General features: G+C 74.8%; 20 protein-coding genes. 17 read left to right on the forward strand and 3 right to left on the reverse strand.

The genetic code is table 11. The features are described 5' to 3' along the window. Nucleotides 1-49: 49 nt before the first annotated feature. A complete protein-coding gene (locus AB0C87_RS15945; protein ID WP_360578125.1) occupies nt 50-781 on the reverse strand; it encodes a polysaccharide deacetylase family protein in 732 nt (243 codons plus the stop codon). A 29-nt stretch (nt 782-810) separates the two neighbouring features. On the opposite strand from AB0C87_RS15945, the gene AB0C87_RS15950 reads away from it, so the two are divergent. After that, nucleotides 811-1884, forward strand: a complete 1074-nt coding sequence (locus tag AB0C87_RS15950) for a hypothetical protein (RefSeq protein WP_360578126.1) — start codon at nt 811-813, stop codon at nt 1882-1884. On the opposite strand, the gene AB0C87_RS15955 is transcribed toward AB0C87_RS15950, so the two are convergent. Further along, nucleotides 1862-2731 carry a DMT family transporter gene (locus AB0C87_RS15955; protein ID WP_345181365.1) on the reverse strand — a complete coding sequence of 290 codons (870 nt, stop codon included), beginning with the start codon at nt 2729-2731 and terminating at the stop codon, nt 1862-1864. The two genes, AB0C87_RS15950 and AB0C87_RS15955, sit on opposite strands and share 23 nt — an antisense overlap. Further along, nucleotides 2728-3615 carry a DMT family transporter gene (locus tag AB0C87_RS15960; RefSeq protein ID WP_345181362.1) on the reverse strand — a complete coding sequence of 296 codons (888 nt, stop codon included), beginning with the start codon at nt 3613-3615 and terminating at the stop codon, nt 2728-2730. The genes AB0C87_RS15955 and AB0C87_RS15960 overlap by 4 nt, the downstream gene beginning before the upstream one ends. A gap of 243 nt (nt 3616-3858) precedes the next feature. Between AB0C87_RS15960 and AB0C87_RS15965 the strand changes: the two genes are divergently transcribed. From AB0C87_RS15965 to kdpB, 16 genes are all read left to right on the forward strand, one after another. Next, nucleotides 3859-4305, forward strand: coding sequence for a globin domain-containing protein (locus tag AB0C87_RS15965; protein WP_345181359.1), 447 nt, complete (start codon nt 3859-3861; stop codon nt 4303-4305). After that, nucleotides 4272-4646: a hypothetical protein gene (locus tag AB0C87_RS15970; RefSeq protein ID WP_345181357.1), complete on the forward strand. Its 375-nt coding sequence runs from the start codon at nt 4272-4274 to the stop codon at nt 4644-4646. The genes AB0C87_RS15965 and AB0C87_RS15970 overlap by 34 nt, the downstream gene beginning before the upstream one ends. Before the next feature lie 87 nt (nt 4647-4733). Further along, a complete protein-coding gene (locus AB0C87_RS15975; protein WP_345181354.1) occupies nt 4734-5255 on the forward strand; it encodes a DoxX family membrane protein in 522 nt (173 codons plus the stop codon). A gap of 241 nt (nt 5256-5496) precedes the next feature. Further along, on the forward strand, nt 5497-5619 hold the full coding sequence (locus AB0C87_RS15980; RefSeq protein WP_360578128.1) for a hypothetical protein: 123 nt from the start codon (nt 5497-5499) through the stop codon (nt 5617-5619). 158 nt (nt 5620-5777) lie between these two features. After that, on the forward strand, nt 5778-6212 hold the full coding sequence (locus tag AB0C87_RS15985; RefSeq protein ID WP_360578129.1) for a hypothetical protein: 435 nt from the start codon (nt 5778-5780) through the stop codon (nt 6210-6212). Then, entirely contained in the window at nt 6209-7132 is a 924-nt protein-coding gene (locus AB0C87_RS15990) for a hypothetical protein (protein WP_353833250.1), read from the forward strand. The genes AB0C87_RS15985 and AB0C87_RS15990 overlap by 4 nt, the downstream gene beginning before the upstream one ends. Beyond that, a complete protein-coding gene (locus AB0C87_RS15995) occupies nt 7119-8546 on the forward strand; it encodes a V-type ATPase 116kDa subunit family protein (protein ID WP_360578132.1) in 1428 nt (475 codons plus the stop codon). The genes AB0C87_RS15990 and AB0C87_RS15995 overlap by 14 nt, the downstream gene beginning before the upstream one ends. Then, complete coding sequence (locus tag AB0C87_RS16000) at nt 8531-8782, forward strand: ATP synthase subunit C (protein WP_345181340.1); 252 nt, start codon at nt 8531-8533, stop codon at nt 8780-8782. The genes AB0C87_RS15995 and AB0C87_RS16000 overlap by 16 nt, the downstream gene beginning before the upstream one ends. Further along, nucleotides 8779-9009: a hypothetical protein gene (locus tag AB0C87_RS16005; RefSeq protein WP_345181338.1), complete on the forward strand. Its 231-nt coding sequence runs from the start codon at nt 8779-8781 to the stop codon at nt 9007-9009. Before AB0C87_RS16000 ends, AB0C87_RS16005 begins: the two co-directional genes overlap by 4 nt. Continuing rightward, a complete protein-coding gene (locus AB0C87_RS16010) occupies nt 9006-9530 on the forward strand; it encodes a hypothetical protein (RefSeq protein WP_345181336.1) in 525 nt (174 codons plus the stop codon). The genes AB0C87_RS16005 and AB0C87_RS16010 overlap by 4 nt, the downstream gene beginning before the upstream one ends. Next, complete coding sequence (locus AB0C87_RS16015; RefSeq protein WP_345181333.1) at nt 9515-11023, forward strand: V-type ATP synthase subunit A; 1509 nt, start codon at nt 9515-9517, stop codon at nt 11021-11023. The genes AB0C87_RS16010 and AB0C87_RS16015 overlap by 16 nt, the downstream gene beginning before the upstream one ends. Next, nucleotides 11020-12429: a V-type ATP synthase subunit B gene (locus AB0C87_RS16020; RefSeq protein WP_345181330.1), complete on the forward strand. Its 1410-nt coding sequence runs from the start codon at nt 11020-11022 to the stop codon at nt 12427-12429. Before AB0C87_RS16015 ends, AB0C87_RS16020 begins: the two co-directional genes overlap by 4 nt. Next, nucleotides 12426-13043: a V-type ATP synthase subunit D gene (locus tag AB0C87_RS16025; protein WP_360578135.1), complete on the forward strand. Its 618-nt coding sequence runs from the start codon at nt 12426-12428 to the stop codon at nt 13041-13043. The genes AB0C87_RS16020 and AB0C87_RS16025 overlap by 4 nt, the downstream gene beginning before the upstream one ends. A 170-nt stretch (nt 13044-13213) precedes the next feature. After that, entirely contained in the window at nt 13214-13303 is a 90-nt protein-coding gene (gene kdpF, locus AB0C87_RS16030; protein ID WP_345181326.1) for a K(+)-transporting ATPase subunit F, read from the forward strand. After that, entirely contained in the window at nt 13304-14974 is a 1671-nt protein-coding gene (kdpA, locus tag AB0C87_RS16035; protein ID WP_360578137.1) for a potassium-transporting ATPase subunit KdpA, read from the forward strand. After that, nucleotides 14971-17145, forward strand: coding sequence for a potassium-transporting ATPase subunit KdpB (gene kdpB, locus AB0C87_RS16040; RefSeq protein ID WP_360578139.1), 2175 nt, complete (start codon nt 14971-14973; stop codon nt 17143-17145). The genes kdpA and kdpB overlap by 4 nt, the downstream gene beginning before the upstream one ends. Nucleotide 17146: the final 1 nt, after the last annotated feature.

Genomic DNA, 17146 nt, shown 5'->3' on the forward strand with positions numbered 1-17146 from the left:
TGCGATGCGGGGCCCGACCCGCGCGCCAGCATGGACGGGCGGCGTCTGGTTATGAGTGACCAGGTGACGTGCTCGGGGAGTACACCTCGTGGTCGCGCAGCGGGCCGACGGTCAGGCCGCCGGCGCGGCAGGTCGCCACCACGCCGGGCAGGGCGCCGAGGGACGCTCTCCACGCGCCCGGCGCCGAGGTGGCGTCGCTGTCGTGCAGGAGGAGCGTCGCGCCCCCCTCCAGGCCGGGGGAGAGCGTGGCCTGCACGGAACGGGGCGTCGCGGAGGCCGTCCAGTCCTTGCCCCAAGCCGTCCACAGGACGGGTTTCAGGCCGTCGCGGTGGGCCGCGAAGAGGGCCTCGGCGGTGAGGACGCCGTACGGGGGGCGATACCAGGAGGGGCTGGCGCCGCAGACGTCCTCGATGAGGCGGACGGTGCGGCGCACCTCGGCCGAGACGCGGCCGGGGCGGGACCTCAGGGCGTTGCCGTGGTGCCATCCGTGGACGGCGATCTCGTGGCCTTCGGCGACGATGCGCCGGCCCAGGGACGGGTCGCGCTGGAGCATCGCGCCGAGGACGAAGAAGGTCGCGTGGCAGTCGAGACGGGCCAGCTCGTCAAGGAACAGCGGCGTGGAGCGCGCGTCGGGCCCGTCGTCCAGGGTGAGCGCGACATGGCGGGCTCCGCCGCGGCCGGCGAGCCGGGGGGTCAGGAGGCGGACGGGTGGAAGCCAGGTCGCGGCGGGCAGGGCGTGCGCCAGGAGGACCCCGGCGAGAGCCCGCGTCAGGTGCGACATGGGACCAGTTTCACAGGGGGATCGATCGTATGGGCAAGCGAGTCCTCATCCTCTCGGCCGCCATGGGAGCGGGCCACGACGCCGTCGCCGGGGAACTGGCGCGCCGGATCGCGCCGTGGGGCGTGGAGGTGTGCGTCGTCGACGTGCTGGACCTGGTGCCGCTGCGCCTCGGGCACGGGCTCAGGCGGATGTACGGGGCGATGCTCCGCGGAGCGCCGTGGCTGTACGAGTGGATCTACCAGGTGTTCTTCGTGGCGCCGCGCCCGCCGCCCGCCTCGCCGCTCACGGTGCTGATCGCCAGGGGGCTGGAGCGTCGGGCGGCGGAGCTGCCGCCGGACGCGGTGGTGTCGACCTTCCATGTCGCGGCGCAGGCCGCGGGGTGGATGCGCCTGCGCGGGCGGCTGGAGGTCCCGTCGCTCGTGCTGGTGACCGACTTCGCCGCCCACCGGATGTGGGTCCACCCGGGCAACGACCGCTACCTGTGCCCGGACGAGGCCTCGGCCCGCGCGGTCGCGGATCGGACGGGATGTCCGGTCGCCCGCGTCGCCCCCGTGGTGCGGCCCGGGTTCCGGCGGGCGGACGACGGCGGACGGCTGCGGCGCGCGGTCGGCGCGCGGCCCGGGGAGCGGATCGTGCTGATCTCCGCGGGCGCCTGGGGCATCGGCGGGGTGGCCGAGACGGCCCGCGGGCTCGCGGCGTCCGGCCGGTACTTCCCGGTCGTGCTGTGCGGGCGGAACCGGAGGCTGCTCGCCCGGGTCCGCGAGGGCGGGACCGGGCACGCCCTCGGCTGGCGGGACGACATGCCCGGCCTGATGTCGGGCGCGTACGCGCTGGTCGACAACGCGGCGGGGCAGACGTGCAGGGAGGCGTTCGCGTGCGGGCTGCCGGTCGTCTCCTACCGGCCGATCCCCGGCCACGGGCGTGACGGCGCCGAGGCGATGGCGCGGGCGGGCCTGAGCGCTCTCGCGCGGTCGCCCGCCGAACTCCTCGACGTGCTGGACGGGCTCGGGGACGAGCGGGCGCGCCGGGCCCGGGAACGCCGGGTGGACGCCCTGTTCGACGCCGCTCGGGCCGATCACGTCATTCGCGCCGCGTTGGGGTGACGGCGCGCTCGTCGTGCAGCAGGGGGGACCGGGCGATGATGGCGCTGCCGAGCAGGATCGCCGCGATGCCGAGGACCTCCCCGGCGATCCACGGACCGGTCCGGATGCTCTCGTCGAAGAGGCCGACGCCCAGCAGGATGCTGGCGGCCGGGTCCGTGACCGTCAGGGCGGGCTGCACGGCCACGAGGCTGCCGCTCTGCAGAGCGTTCTGGAGCAGGAAGAGGCTCGCCGCCCCCGCCACGGCCATCGCGTACAGCTCCCAGGAGGTCAGGACGGCGACGACCCCGTCGGAGAACGCGCGCGTGGCCGTCCTCATGAACGCGGCCGTCAGCGCGAAGCCCAGGGACGTCGTCACGCCCAGGAGCACGCCGCGGAACGGTCCGCGGATGGACCACGCCGCCGCCACCAGGGCGGCGGCGCATCCCACCGTGGCGGCCGTCGCGATGATCCACTCGCCGGGCCCCGGCGTGCCGAGGCCCTCGCTGGGGGAGGCGGCGATGAGCAGCGCCGCCAGGCCCGCGGTGAGGACGGCGACCCCCGTCCACGGGACCTGGCGCAGCCCGCGCGGCGGCATCAAGGCGATGAGGATCATGGTGAACGGCAGCTCCGAGGCCAGCAGCGGCTGGACCAGCGCGAGGCCCGCCATCGACAGCGCCGCGGCCTGGAAGACGAACGCGGCGATGAGCGCGCCCACCCCGCCGAGCCAGAGCGGCTGCCGCAGCAGGTCGAGGATGAGGGACGGCTTGAAGGCGTCGGCCTCGGGCGCGGACCTGGCGGCCCGGCGCTGGAGCACCGACGCCAGGGCGTTGGCCGCGCCGCCCAGCAGGCTGAGGATGACGGCGATCATTGACCTCCGCCTCCGTCCCTGGACGTCAGTTCGCCCGGCTTGCCGAGGTACGGCGACCGGCCGAGGACGACGATGCCCGCCACCATGCCCGCCAGCCCCAGCGCCTCCAGGGCCAGGTCGCGGGTGGACAGCCGGATCCTCTCGCCGAAGATCGCGACACCCAGCGCGATCGCGGTCAGCGGCTCGGCCGCGGTGCTGGCGGGCAGCGAGATGCGCAGCGGCGCCGCGTCGAAGGCGCTCTGAGCGAAGAGCAGTGCGAGCGCTCCGATGAACACCAGGCCGTAGGGCTGCCACGTCGTGAAGGCGTCGGCCACGCCCGCGCCGAACAGCAGCACGACGCTGCGGGTCAGGGTGTCCTGGAGCCCGAAGAGCAGTCCGGCGGCCGAGGCGAGCAGCATCGCGCGGACGCGCAGGTCCCGGTGGCCTCCTCCCACCGCGACGAGCGCGGCGAGGGCCAGCACGACCGCTCCGCTCATCCACCGGAAGGACAGCGTCCCGGGCGGCGCGCCTCCGTGCGGCCGCCCGACGCCGAGGAACAGCGCGACCCCGCCGGTGAGCATCAGCGATCCCAGCAGCGCCCGGACGCCGAACGGCTCCCGGTAGATCACGTGCGCGGCGATGAGGGCGAAGACGAGGTTGACGGTCAGCACCGGCGTGGCCTGGGCGACGCCGGCGAGGTCCAGCGCGAACGCGAAGACGAGCTGACCGGCGATCATCAGGGCGATCCCCGCCAGCCACAGCCGGCTGTGCAGCAGGTCCAGCAGCAGCCTCGGATGCAGGATCCGTCCGAGCGGCTCCTGGAAGGCCGCGTGCTGCTGGGCCACGAACCCCAGGCCGATGAGGCACGCTGCCGCCACCGCGACGACCATCCCGAGAAGGCTCATCCTCGTCCACGATCTCCCGCCGTGACTCCCGCGCGGGTCCCTACCCCGGTCGGGGTGTCCGAATCGGCACTCTGGACCTGGCCGAAAACTCCGGAGAGGTCGGCTCCTGGTGAAGGCCGCCCGCCGCTCTCCCGGCGTCGCCGCACGTCATGGCCATGCGGCGGGCTCCGAGGCGATGCCCACAGGGATGAATCAGACTTCGGATTCCGATTCAAATAATGATCAACCCGTGCACCTGACCCAGTGTTGCTCTCGTCCGACCACGCCGCCATCGTGCGGGCCACGCTGCCCGGCGTCGCCGCCAACGGCACCGCGATCACCGGCGAGTTCTACGCCGCGATGTTCGCCGCGCACCTGGTGACGGAGGAGTCGTCCATCCCCTTCCAGCAGATTCTCTCGCGGATCGCGCACAAGCACGCCTCGCTCGGCATCCGCCCCGAGCAGTACACGATCGTGGGCCGGCACCTGATGGACGCGGTCGCCAAGGTGCTCGGCGACGCGGTGACGCCGGAGGTGCACGCGGCCTGGTCCGAGGTGTACTGGCTCTTCGCGGCGCTGCTGATCGCGGAGGAGGCCCGCCTGTACCAGGACGCCGCCTGCGACCCGGCGGCGCCGTCTCGACGTTCCTGCTCCACCACGTCGCCGCGGGCGACGTGGTGGAGCAGGACGACGGCGACCCCCTCGTCCTGATCAGCGCGGGGATCGGCATCACCCCGGTCGCCGCGATGATCGACCACCTGGCCGCCGAGCAGCCGGGCCGCCCCGTCCTGGCCGTGCACGCCGACCGGAGCCCCCGCACCCGCGCCCTGCGGCGCCAGATCGCGGAGGCGGGCGCCAGGACGACCGACTTCCGGCAGCTGACCTGGTACGAGGACCCGGACGGGACCACGGACGCCCGGCCCGGTCGGATCGACGTCGCCCGCCGGCCGTCCGGAGCGCGGTGGCGGCCGCCTATCGAACTGCACTGGAATGGTTCGTTAAAGCGAATCGAATGCGTTATCGGGCGTGAACCGAGTAGTACGCGGTTCTAGGGAATGAAAGTCTGAAAGATCTCTTGCATTGCAGGACATTGAATAGGAAACTTAATTATTAATAGCCCTCCGCCCCAAGGACTCCTCATGTCCGTACAGACATCTCTGCGGCCCTCTCCGCCCGCGGCGAACGTTCACCCGGCCCGCTACGCCCTCGCGACAGGACGGCTCTTCCTGGGCTGGACCTTTCTCTGGGCCTTCGTCGACAAGCTCTTCGGCCTCGGCAAACCCACGGAGAAGGGCTGGCTGGACGGCGTCTCGCCGTCCAAGGGCTTTCTCAGCCACGCCGAGGGCCCGTTCAAGGAGGTCTTCCACGCGATGGCCGGGAAGGTGTGGGTCGACGCCCTGTTCATGTTCGGGCTCGGCGGCCTCGGCGTCGCGCTGCTCCTCGGGATCTGCCTCCGCCTCGCCGCGATCGGCGGCACCGTCCTGCTCGTCATGCTGTGGGCGGCGTCCCTGTGGCCGGACACCAATCCCTTCATGGACATGCACTGGATCTACGCCGCCCTGCTGATCGCCGCCGCGCTCGCCGACGCCGGAAGGACGCTCGGGCTCGGCCGGTTCTGGGAACGGCTCCCGGTGATCCGCCGCCATTCCCTCCTCCGCTGACGGCGAGGAGGCGGAAGGCAGCGCCTTCTGAGGGGCCGGCCCGTCCTGACCCCTCGGAAGGCGCTCGCGCATTACCGGGCGTTCCAGTCGATGGCGGAAACAGCGGCGCGCCAGAAACGCGCGCCACATTGGCACTGGCCTGCCCCGCCGGCGGCGATGCCGGTGCGCCATTCTCCGGGAAGGGGTTCCGGCTGTGGCCGAAACCCCTTTTCCCTTGCGCTCCGCTCCCGGTGCCGGGCAGATGCCCGGCCGTCGGCACATCCCGGCCGAGGTGATCCGGTTCATGGCCGACCGCGCCTCTTTGCGGGGCACCCGGGGGATCCCCGGCGCGCCGCACGCCGTCGCGGCCTCCAAGCCCGGCTGAGCGCGCCCATGGGAAAGTCGCTCCCTGTGATCAGAAAATAGCTGTTTGTGCGCCGGTGTGGAGGGGACTCGTCCTGCGAAGGGGGCATCCGGCCGTGTCGGCTCGCGACGCCTTCACCGGGGATGAGGGACCGAGCGGGCGAGTCCAGGGGAGGCACGGTGCCGGCACTCCACGACCTTCTCCAGCGCTTCCGCCCTGCCGGAGCACCGGGCGCCGCGGCCGCCGTCCCCTCGGAGCCCCGCCCCGTGGAGGACGAGCTGGAGCCCGTCTTCTCCCGGCTGGAGGAAGCGGAGCAGGAGCGGCGGCGCACCCTGGCGGTGGCGCACGACCTCGCGCTGACCCTCACGAGGTCGGCGCGAGAGCAGGCGGCCGGCCTGGTGGAGCAGGCGCGGACCGCGGCGCCCGGTGAACGGGCCTCGGCCGCGGCCCAGGCTCTGTGGGCCGTCGAGGACGAAGTGCGGGCCATGCGCGTCGCCGCGGAAGACGAAGCCGGGCGGATCCGGGAGGTCGCCGCCATTCGGCTGGACGGACTGGCGGCCCGCGCCCTGGGGTTCGTCGCGGGCTTCCTGGACGAGACGAGGGCCTCCCCGTGAGCGCGGGGTACGTCGCGGGCCAGGTCCGGGCCCGGGCGCTCGCGCGAAACGCGCTCGGCCCCGCGCGGGTCAGGGCGATCGCGCGGGCGGGCTCCCTCGCCGAGGCGCTCGCGAGCCTGGCGGCGACCCCCTACGGGAGGCGGCTTCCCGCCGGGCCGACGCTGGACGCGGCGCAGCACGCGGTCGCGGAGTCGCTGCTCTGGGATCTGCGCGTGCTGGCGGGCTGGCTGCCGCCCCGCGGCGTGATCGCCCTGCGGGCCCTGGCCGGATGGTTCGAGATCGCCGGGATCGACGGCCTGCTCCAGCGGCTGGAGGGGCGGCCCGCCGAGGAGCCGTACGCGCTCGGCGCGCTCGCGACGGCATGGCCGGCGCTGGCGGACGCCCCGGACGCGGGGGCGGTGCGCGAGCGCCTCGCCGCCACCCCCTGGGGCGACCCCGGGGAGGCCGATCCGTACGACATCAGGCTGTTCCTCCGGCTGTCGTGGGCCTCGCGCGTCTCCGGGCTCGGTACGCACGCCGGCGCCTGGGCGGCGGGGGCGGCGGCCGTGCTGGTCGCGGGGGAGCGGTTCGGCGACGGCAGGGTCCTCCCCGAAGCCGCCCTCGTACGGGCTCGCAGGCTGCTCGGCGGCGCGGCGGTGGAGGCGCCCGACATCCCCGCCATGGCCGATCGGCTGCCCCGGGGCGTCCACTGGGCCCTGGAGGGCATCGACGACCCGGCCGACCTCTGGCAGGCCGAGACGCGCTGCTGGCGGCGGCTGGAGCAGGACGGCGGCGCGCTGCTGCGGGGCTCGGCGTTCGGCCTCGGCCCGGTCGTCGGCGCGGTGGCCGTGATGGCCGCCGACGTCCGGCGGGTGCGCGCCGCGCTGGAGACGGCGGCGCTCGGCGGCGGACCGGTGGAGGCCTACGATGAGGTGGCCTGAGGGCCTGCGGCCGGTGCGGATGGCGCGCGTCGCGGTCGTGGCCCCCGCCGACGCGCTGCGCGACGCCCTGGCGCGGGTGGCGGACGCCGGGGTGGTCGAGCTCGATCCGGGACGCCGCCCGCAGGGCGCACGCGACGACACGGCACGTTCACCGCAGCGGGCGGAGGCCGCGGCCCTGGAACCGGCCGTCCTGCCGTCGGCTCCCGATCCGCGGCGACTGGCCGAGTGGAACCGCCCCGACCTGCTCGAAGGCGAAGCCCGGCTCCGAGAGCGCGCCGCCGCTGCGGTCCGCAAGGGACAGGTGGCCGCGGCCGTCGGCTGGACGCCCCGCGCGGCCCAGGCGGCGCTCGCCGCCCGGCTCGCCGAGGTCGGCGCCGCCCTGGTGCGGCTGCCGCACCCGCGCGGCGTGGAGGCGCCGTCCCTGCTGGCGGGGGAGGACCGCAGGGAGAGCCTGCGCGGTTCCCTCGTCCCGCTGGTGGCGACCTACGGTCCCGTCCCGTACGCCGACCTCGATCCGACCCCGCTCGCGTGGGCCGCCTACGTCCTGATGTTCGGGATCATGTTCGGCGACGCGGGCCACGGGCTGATGCTGATGGCGGCGGCCGCGGCCCTGCTCGCGGGCCGCCCGCGCCGGCCGGCGCGCTGGCGGCGGGCGTGGCCGTTCCTGCTGGGCGCGGGCGCCACCGGCACGGTCTTCGGCGTGCTGTACGGGGAGTTCTTCGGCCCGACCCGTGTCGTCCCGCGGCTGTGGCTGTCGCCGCTCGACAGCCCGGTAGAGCTCCTGGTCTCCGCGGTGGGTCTCGGGGCGGTGCTGCTCACCGGCGCCTACGCGCTGGGCATCGTCAACCGGTGGAGGGAGGGGGGCTGGTCCGCAGCGCTGTACGAGCCTTCGGGCATCTCCGGCGCTTCGGTCTTCGTCGGGATCGGCGCCCTCGCCGCGGGCGGCTACCTCCACCGGCCCGCCGCCGCCCTCGCCGGCGCGGCCGTCGCGGTCCTCGGGCTGGCGCTCGCCCTCGCCGGCTTCCTCGCCAGGGCGGGCGGCGGCGGGACGGGCGCGGTCGAAGCGGTCGTGGAGCTGTTCGACCTGGTCGTGCGGCTGGGCGCCAACGTGGTGTCGTTCGCGCGCCTGGCGGCGTTCGGCCTGACGCACGCCGCGCTGGCCGCGGTCGTCTGGACGGGGACCGCCGCGCTGTGGCACCACGGCGGCGTCGCGCGGGCCGCCGCCGCGGCCGTCTTCGTCCTGGGGACGGCGCTGACGTTCGCCCTGGAGGCGCTCGTCGCCGGGGTGCAGGCGCTCCGGCTGGAGTACTACGAGCTGTTCTCGCGGCTCTTCACCACGCAGGGCCGGCCGTTCCGGCCCTGGCACATTCGCATGACGGCAGAGGAGGTGGACGCTCCGTGTCCACGGGTGTGATGGCGGCCGGGCAGGTGGCGGCCGCGAACTGGGCCCCGTTCGTGGGCGCGGGGATCGCGGTCGCCGGGGCCTCGATCGCCGCGGGCGTCGCGGTCGCCTACACCGGCGCCGCGGCGCTCGCCGCGCTGAGCGAGCGTCCCGAGCTGTTCGGCCGCGCGATGGTCATCGTCGGGCTGGCCGAGGGCATCGCCATCTACGGCCTGATCATCGGCATCATCCTGATCGGGAAGGCATGACCGCCGCAGGCCGCGTCGCCGTGCTGGGGGAGCGGGCCCGCGTGGAGGGCTACGGCCTCGCCGGGGCGCTGGTCAGCCCGGCGGACGGCCCCGGCGAGGTCCGGTCCGCCTGGGAGGCGCTCGGCGACCGGGCGGCCGTGGTCGTGCTGACGCCCGCGGCGGCCGCGGTCCTGGGGGACGCGCGCCGCCGGCGTCCCGGGGTCGTGACCGTGGTGATGCCGCCGTGACGGGCGGCAAGGGCATCGCGAGCGCGCTCGCCCCGGTGCGCGAGGCGCTGGCGGACGGCGCCCGCGCCGAGGCCGCCCGCCTGGTCGCCGGTGCCGAGCGCGACGCCGCCGCCATCGTGGACGAGGCCCGCGCCGAGGCGTCCCGGATTCTGGACGGCGCGCGGGCGGAGGGACGCGCCGACGGGGCACTGGCCGCTGCGGCGGCGCGGTCCCGGGCGCGCGCGGAGTCCCGGGCGATCGTCCTCGGCGCGCGCAGGCGGGCCTACGAGGAGCTGCGCCGACGGGTCGGCGGCGAGGTCCGGGCCCTGTTCGACGGCCCGGACGCCCCCGCGAACCGGGCGGCGCTGGCGGCGCGGGCCCGGGCGCTGCTCGGATCCGGCGCGCGGGTCGAGCGGGCGGGCGGGGGCGGTCTGGTCGCCCGCGTCCCCGACGCGGAGCTGGACCTGTCCGCGGGCGCCCTGGCGGACCGGGCGTTGGCGGCCCTCGGGACGGAGGTGGCGGACCTGTGGGCGCCGAGGTGACCCGCGTCAACGGGCCCCTCGTGGAGACCGCCGGGATGCGCGGCGCCGCGATGAACGACGTGGTCGAGCTCGGCCCGGCCCGTCTCCCCGGGGAGATCGTCGCTCTGGAGGGCGCCGCGGCCACCGTCCAGGCCTACGAGTACACCGGCGGCCTCGCTCCCGGCGCGCCCGCCGCCACGACCGGCCGCGCCCTGTCCGCGCCGCTGGGCGCGCACCTGCTCGGCGGCGTCTTCGACGGCCTGCTGCGCCCGCTGAGCGGCGCGGGGGTCTGGCTCGACCCCTCGGCCCGCGCCGTGCGGGCGGACGCGGACCGGGCCGAGCACTGGCCGATCCGGCGGCCGCGCCCCTACGCCGAGCGGCTGGACGCCGGCGCCCCCCTGCACACCGGCCAGCGCGTCATCGACCTGCTCTTCCCCGTGCCGTTCGGCGGGACGGTCGCCGTCCCCGGCGGCTTCGGCACGGGCAAGACGATGCTGCTCCAGCAGGTCGCCAAGTGGTGCGACGCCGACGTGATCGTCTATGTCGGGTGCGGCGAGCGCGGGAACGAGATGGCCGACGTGCTCGAGGAGCTGGCGGAGCTGGACGACCCGCGCACGGGTGGCCGGCTCACCGACCGCACCGTGGTCATCGCCAACACCTCCAACATGCCGATGATGGCCCGCGAGGCGAGCGTGCACAGCGGCGTCACCGTGGCCGAGTACTTCCGCGACCAGGGCAAGGACGCCGTCGTCATCGCCGACTCCACCTCCCGCTGGGCCGAGGCCCTGCGCGAGTTCGCCTCGCGGGCCGGCGAGCTGCCCGGCGAGGAGGGGTATCCGGCCGCGCTGCCGTCCGCGCTCGCCGCCTTCTACGAGCGCGCGGGGCGGGTCCGGACGCGCGGCGGCGCCGAGGGGTCGGTCACCGTCATCGGCGCGGTGTCCCCGCCGGGCGGCGACATGACCGAGCCCGTCACCGCCTACACCGAGCGGTTCGTGCGGGCGCGCTGGAGCCTGGACAAGGATCTGGCGTACTCGCGGCACTACCCCGCGGTGTCCTGGTCGGGATCCTTCGCGCGGGACGTCCCGGCCGTGGCCCGCGCCCACGCCGACGCCGGGGACCCCGAGTGGGCGCGCCGCCGCGCGCGCACGTCGGGGCTGCTGGCGGAGGCCGACCGCCTGACCGCCCTCGCCGAGCTCGTCGGCACCGGCACCCTGCCCGCCGCCGAAAGGGTGACGCTCCTGGCCGGGCGCCTGCTGCGGGAAGGCGTCCTGCAGCAGAGCGCCCTCAGCCCCACAGACGCGTCCTGCACCCCCGAGCGCACCGCCGCGCTGACCGATGCCGTGATCGCCGTGGCGGACCGGTGCCAGGACCTGGTCGGCGGAGGCGTCGCCGTGTCGGCGATCGAGGACCTGGACTACTCGCCCCTCGTGCGGGCCCGCGAGGACGCCGCGGCCCCGGCGGACGTCCGCGACCGCCGGGACGCGGTCCTGGCCAGGCTGGACGGCCTGCGGTGACCGACTGGCCGAGACCGTCCTACACCGGCATAGCGCGGGTGCGCGGACCGCTCGTGGTCGTCACGGGCGCCGGGGACGTGGGGTGGGACGAGTTCGCCGACATCCGGGTCGGACGGGACGGGGACGCGGCGGACGGCGAGGCGGCGGAGGACGACCGCCACGGGCTCGTGCTGGACACCGCGCGCGACCGGGTCCTGGTGCAGGTGCTGGAGGGAACGGGCGGCATGAGCACCGAAGGCATGCGCGTCACCTTCAGCGGCGCGCCGCTGCGCGTCCCGGTCGGGACGGCCTGGCTCGGGCGGGTCTGCGACGGGATGGGGCAGCCGCTCGACGGCGGCCCGCCGGTGCTGGGCGCCGCCGCCCCCGTCGCCGGGGTCCCCCTCAACCCCGTGCACCGCGAGCCGCCCGCCGAGCCGGTGCTGACCGGCGTCTCCGCCATCGACGCGCTCACCACGCTCGCCAGGGGCCAGAAGCTGCCGGTCTTCTCCCGCGCGGGCCTCCCGCACCTGGAGCTGGCCGCCCAGATCGCGGCGCAGGCGTCGGCGGGCGACGAGCCGTTCTGCGTCGTCTTCGCCGCGATGGGCCTGACCCACGCCGACGCCGCCGCCGTCCGGGAGACCCTGGAAGGACGGTCGGCGTCCGGCGAGCTGGTGCTGCTGCTCAACCTGGCCGACGCCCCCGTGATCGAGAGGATCGTCACTCCGCGCATCGCGCTGACCGTGGCCGAGCACCTGGCCTTCCAGGAGGGCCGGCACGTCCTGGTCGTCATGGGCGACATGACGTCCTACTGCGAGGCGCTGCGCGAGGTGTCGGCCGCCCGCGGCGAGATCCCCGCGCGCCGCGCCTACCCCGGCTACCTCTACAGCGACCTGGCCTCCCTCTACGAGCGCTGCGGCCGCGTCCGCGGACGCCCCGGATCGGTCACGCTCGTCCCCGTGCTGACCATGCCCGGCGGCGACATCACCCACCCCGTGCCCGACCTCACGGGCTACATCACCGAGGGCCAGATCGTCCTGTCCGGCGACCTGCACGCGCTCGGCGTGTACCCGCCCGTCGACGCGCTGGAGTCGCTGTCGCGGCTCATGCGCAAGGCCGCCGGGCCCGGCCGCACCCGCGCCGACCACCTCGACGTCGCCGCGCAGACGACGGCCGCGCTCGCCGGGGCGCGCCGCGCCCGCGAACTCGGCGAGCTCGTCGGGGCCGGCGCCCTCAGCGACACCGACCGCCACTACCTCGACTTCGAGCGCGCCTGCCGGGAGACCCTCATCTCCCAGGGCAGGGCGGAGGCCCGCCCGCTGGAAGAGACCCTGGACCTGGCATGGCGGGCGCTCGCGGCACTGCCGCGCCGCGAGCTCACCATGCTGCCCGCCGAGGCGATCGACGAGCACCTCGGGCGCGAGCGGTGAGCACGGGGCCGCGAGGACGCGCGGGACGCCTCTGGCACCGCCAGCGCATCGCGGCCGCCGAGGCCGCCCTCGACCTGCTGGAACGCAAGCTCGGCATCCTGCGGGACGAGCAGGACGGCCTGCACCGGCTCGCCCGCGCCACGAGCGAGGACTGGGAGCGCCGCTGCCGGGAGGCCGACAGGCTGCTGAACCGCGCCACGCTGCTGGGCGGGCGCCGGGTGCTGCCCCTGGCCTCGACCGGTGACCGGGCCGAGCTGACCGTGGAGCACGCCGTCCTCATGGGCGTGACCTACCCCCGGCGCATCGTCTTCGACCTGCCCGACCGGCCCGCGCCGTCGCCGTCCGGCACCGCGGTGGCGCCCGCGCGGCGGGCCTGCCGGGCCGCGCTCGAAGCCGCCTGCGCCCACGCCGCCGCGACCGCGGCGGCGGCCGCCGTCGACGCCGAGGTGGCCGCCACGCGGCAGCGCGTCCGCGCGATCGAACGCCGCCGCCTTCCCCGGCTGCGCGCCGCCCTGACCGAGATCGAGGCCGCCCTGGAGGAGCGCGAACGCGAGGACGGCGCCCGCCTGCGCCTCCTCGCCGGCCGCGAGGGCCGCCCGGACGGCCGTCCCTGAATCCGGCCCGGCCGCTAAGAGGCCGTCAAGTTCCGCCAAAACTCCCCGAGCGGGCGCTTTGCTTCATGCGCTCCTGGAAGGAAGACGACCATGGGCGACGTCGTGTTCGTTCTGCTGACGGTGGCGGTCTTCGTCCTGCTCGCCCTCGTGGTGAAGGGACTGGAGAGGCTGTGACGGCCGAGAACGCGATCGGTCTCGTGCTGGCCGCGGTGCTGACCGTCTTCCTGATCATCGCCCTGCTCTTCCCGGAGCGTTTCTAGATGAGCCCGACCGCCGCCGGAACCGTCTTCATCGCCTCCCTCGTCCTCGCTCTGGCGGCGGTGTACCGGCCGCTGGGCGACTACATGTACCGCGTCTACACCGGCACGCGGCACGCACGCGTCGAGCGGATCGTCTACCGGCTGACCGGGGTCGCGGCGGACGCCGAGCAGACCTGGCCCGTCTACGCGCGCAGCGTCCTGGCGTTCTCGGCCGTCGGCGTCCTGTTCCTCTACGGGCTGCAGCGGCTGCAGAACCACCTGGTGCTGAGCCTGGGGTTCCCGCCGGTCGGGCCGGGCCAGGCGTGGAACACGGCGGTCAGCTTCGTGACGAACACCAACTGGCAGTCGTACGCGGGCGAGTCGACGATGGGCGACCTGGTGCAGATGGCGGGCCTGGCGGTGCAGAACTTCGCGTCCGCCGCCGTCGGCATGGCCGTCGCCGTCGCACTGGTGCGGGGCTTCGCCCGCAAGCGGACCGACCACGTGGGCAACTTCTGGGTCGACCTGCTCCGCGGCACCCTGCGGATCCTGCTGCCCGTCGCGTTCCTCGCCGCGCTCGTCCTGGTGGCCGGCGGGGCGGTGCAGAACTTCTGGGATCCGGCGCACCACGTGGTGCGCACGATCGCGGGCGGCGCCCAGACGCTGACGGGCGGGCCGGTGGCGAGCCAGGAGGCGATCAAGCTGCTCGGGACGAACGGCGGCGGCTTCTACGCCGTCAACTCCGCCCACCCGTTCGAGAACCCCACCGCCTGGACGAACTGGCTGGAGGTCTTCCTGCTCCTGGTCATCGCGTTCTCGCTGCCGCGCACGTTCGGCCGGATGGTCGGCGACAACGGGCAGGGCTACGCTCTCGTCTCGGTGATGGCGGCGCTGGCGATCGTCAGCGCCGTGCTCCTGCAGGTCTTCCAGCTCATGCACCACGGCACGGTCCCGACCGCGATCGGCGCCGCGACGGAGGGCGTGGAGACCCGGTTCGGGGTGCCGGACTCCGGGGCTTTCGCCACCGGCACGACGATGACGTCGACGGGGGCGACGGACTCGGCGCACGACTCCTACACCGGTCTCGGCGGCATGATGGCGATGGTCGGCATGATGCTGGGCGAGGTCGCGCCCGGCGGCGTCGGCTCGGGCCTGTACGGGATCCTGATCCTGGCGGTCGTCACCGTGTTCGTGGCGGGGCTGATGGTGGGCCGCACGCCCGAGTACCTGGGCAAGAAGATCGGGTCGCGGGAGATCAGGTTCGCCGCGCTGTACTTCCTGACCACCCCGATCCTGGTGCTGGTCGGCACGGGAGCGGCGATGGCGACCGGCGACGGCAGGGCCGGGATCCTGAACCCCGGGCCGCACGGCCTGTCGGAGGTGCTGTACGCGTTCACCTCGGCGTCCAACAACAACGGCTCGGCGTTCGCCGGACTGGCCTCCGGCACCCTCTGGTACGACACGGCGCTGGGGCTCTGCATGGCCCTCGGCCGGTTCCTCCCCATGGTCTTCGTGCTGGCGCTCGCGGGGTCGCTGGCGAGGCAGGGCCGCGCCCCCGCCTCGGAGGGCACGCTGCCCACGCACCGGCCGCAGTTCGTCGGGCTGGTCGTCGGCGTCACCGTCGTCCTCGTCGCCCTGACGTTCCTGCCCGCGCTGGCGCTGGGACCGCTCGCCGAAGGCATCCACGCATGACCGCGCGGGTCCGCCGTTCGACGGGCCCCTCGCCGCGGCCGCCGGAACGCCGCGGCGGCAGGGCACGGGGCGGCCTGCTCGACCCGAAGCAGGTGCTGAGATCCCTGCCGGACGCGGCGGCCAAGCTCGACCCGCGCACGCTGTGGCACAACCCCGTCATGCTGATCGTCGAGGTGGGCGCGGTGTTCGCCACGGTCCTGGCCGGCCTGCGCCCGAGCGTCTTCGCCTGGTCGATCGCGGTGTGGCTCTGGCTCACGGTGCTGTTCGCCAACCTCGCGGAGGCGGTGGCCGAGGGCCGCGGCAAGGCGCAGGCCGACTCGCTGCGCAAGGCGAAGACCGACGCCGTGGCCCGCCGCCTGCTCGACTGGACGCCGGGCCGGGAGCGGGCCGGGGAGGAGGCGGTCGCCGCCACGCGGCTGCGGGAGGGCGACCATGTCGTCGTCGAGGCGGGGGAGGTCGTCCCCGGTGACGGGGACGTGGTCGAGGGCATCGCGAGCGTGGACGAGTCGGCGATCACGGGGGAGTCGGCCCCGGTGATCCGGGAGTCGGGCGGGGACCGCTCGGCGGTGACGGGCGGGACCAGGGTGCTCTCGGACCGCATCGTCGTGAAGATCACCCAGCGGCCGGGGGAGTCGTTCGTCGACCGGATGATCGCGCTGGTGGAGGGTTCGAGCCGGCAGAAGACCCCCAACGAGATCGCCCTGCACATCCTGCTCACCGCGCTGACGGTCATCTTCCTTCTGGCGGTGGCGACGCTGCAGCCGCTGGCGATCTTCTCCAGGGCCATCAACCCCGGAGTCGGCGACAGCCTCGCCCTGAACGCCAACGGGGTGACCGGGATCGTGCTGGTGTCGCTGCTGGTGTGCCTGATCCCGACGACGATCGGTGCGCTGCTGTCGGCGATCGGGATCGCGGGCATGGACCGGCTGGTCCAGAGGAACGTGCTGGCGATGTCGGGGCGCGCGGTGGAGGCGGCGGGCGACGTCAACACTTTGCTGCTGGACAAGACCGGCACCATCACCCTCGGGAACCGGGAGGCGGCGGAGTTCCTGCCCGTCCAGGGCGTCGGCGATGACGAGCTGGCCGACGCGGCGCAGCTGTCCAGCCTCGCGGACCAGACGCCCGAGGGCCGCTCGGTGGTGGTGCTCGCCAAGCGGCGGTACGGCCTGCGGGAGCGCTCGCCGGGCGAGCTGTCGCAGGCGCGGTGGGTGCCGTTCTCGGCGCAGACCCGGATGAGCGGCGTCGACCTGGGCGAGCCCGGGGACCGCGGGCCGGACAGGATGCTGCGCAAGGGCGCGGCCGGGGCGGTCGCCGACTGGGTGCGCCGGCGGGGCGGGACCGTGCCCGCCGAGCTGAGCCGCGTCGTGGACGGCATCTCCGCCTCCGGCGGCACTCCGCTGGTCGTCGGCGAGGTCGCGCACGGCGCGGCCAGGGTCCTCGGCGTCATCCACCTCAAGGATGTGGTGAAGGCGGGGATGCGGGAGCGGTTCGAGGAGATGCGCCGGATGGGCATCCGCACCGTCATGATCACCGGGGACAACCCGCTCACGGCCAGGGCGATCGCGGACGAGGCGGGCGTGGACGGCTTCCTCGCCGAGGCCCGGCCCGAGGACAAGCTCGCCTTGATCAAGAAGGAGCAGGAGGGCGGCCGCCTGGTCGCGATGACGGGGGACGGCACCAACGACGCCCCGGCGCTCGCCCAGGCCGACGTGGGGGTGGCGATGAACACCGGCACCTCCGCCGCCAAGGAGGCCGGGAACATGGTCGATCTCGACTCCGACCCGACCAAGCTGATCGAGATCGTGATGATCGGCAAGCAGCTGCTGATCACGCGGGGGGCGCTGACCACGTTCTCCATCGCCAACGACATCGCCAAGTACTTCGCCATCATCCCGGCGATGTTCGCCGGGCTGTACCCGGGCCTGGACGCGCTCAACGTCATGCGTCTGCCCAGCCCGCAGTCGGCGATCCTGTCGGCCGTGGTGTTCAACGCCCTGATCATCGTCGCGCTGATCCCGCTGGCGCTGCGCGGGGTGAGGTACCGGCCGAGCAGCGCGTCCAGGCTGCTGTCGCGCAACCTCCGCGTCTACGGGCTCGGCGGCATCGTCGCGCCCTTCGTCGGGATCAAGCTCATCGACCTGGTCATCCGGCTACTACCCGGGATGTCGTGAC

It is taken from the genome of Actinomadura sp. NPDC048021 (assembly GCF_040653135.1).
Taxonomy (GTDB): domain Bacteria; phylum Actinomycetota; class Actinomycetes; order Streptosporangiales; family Streptosporangiaceae; genus Spirillospora; species Spirillospora verrucosospora.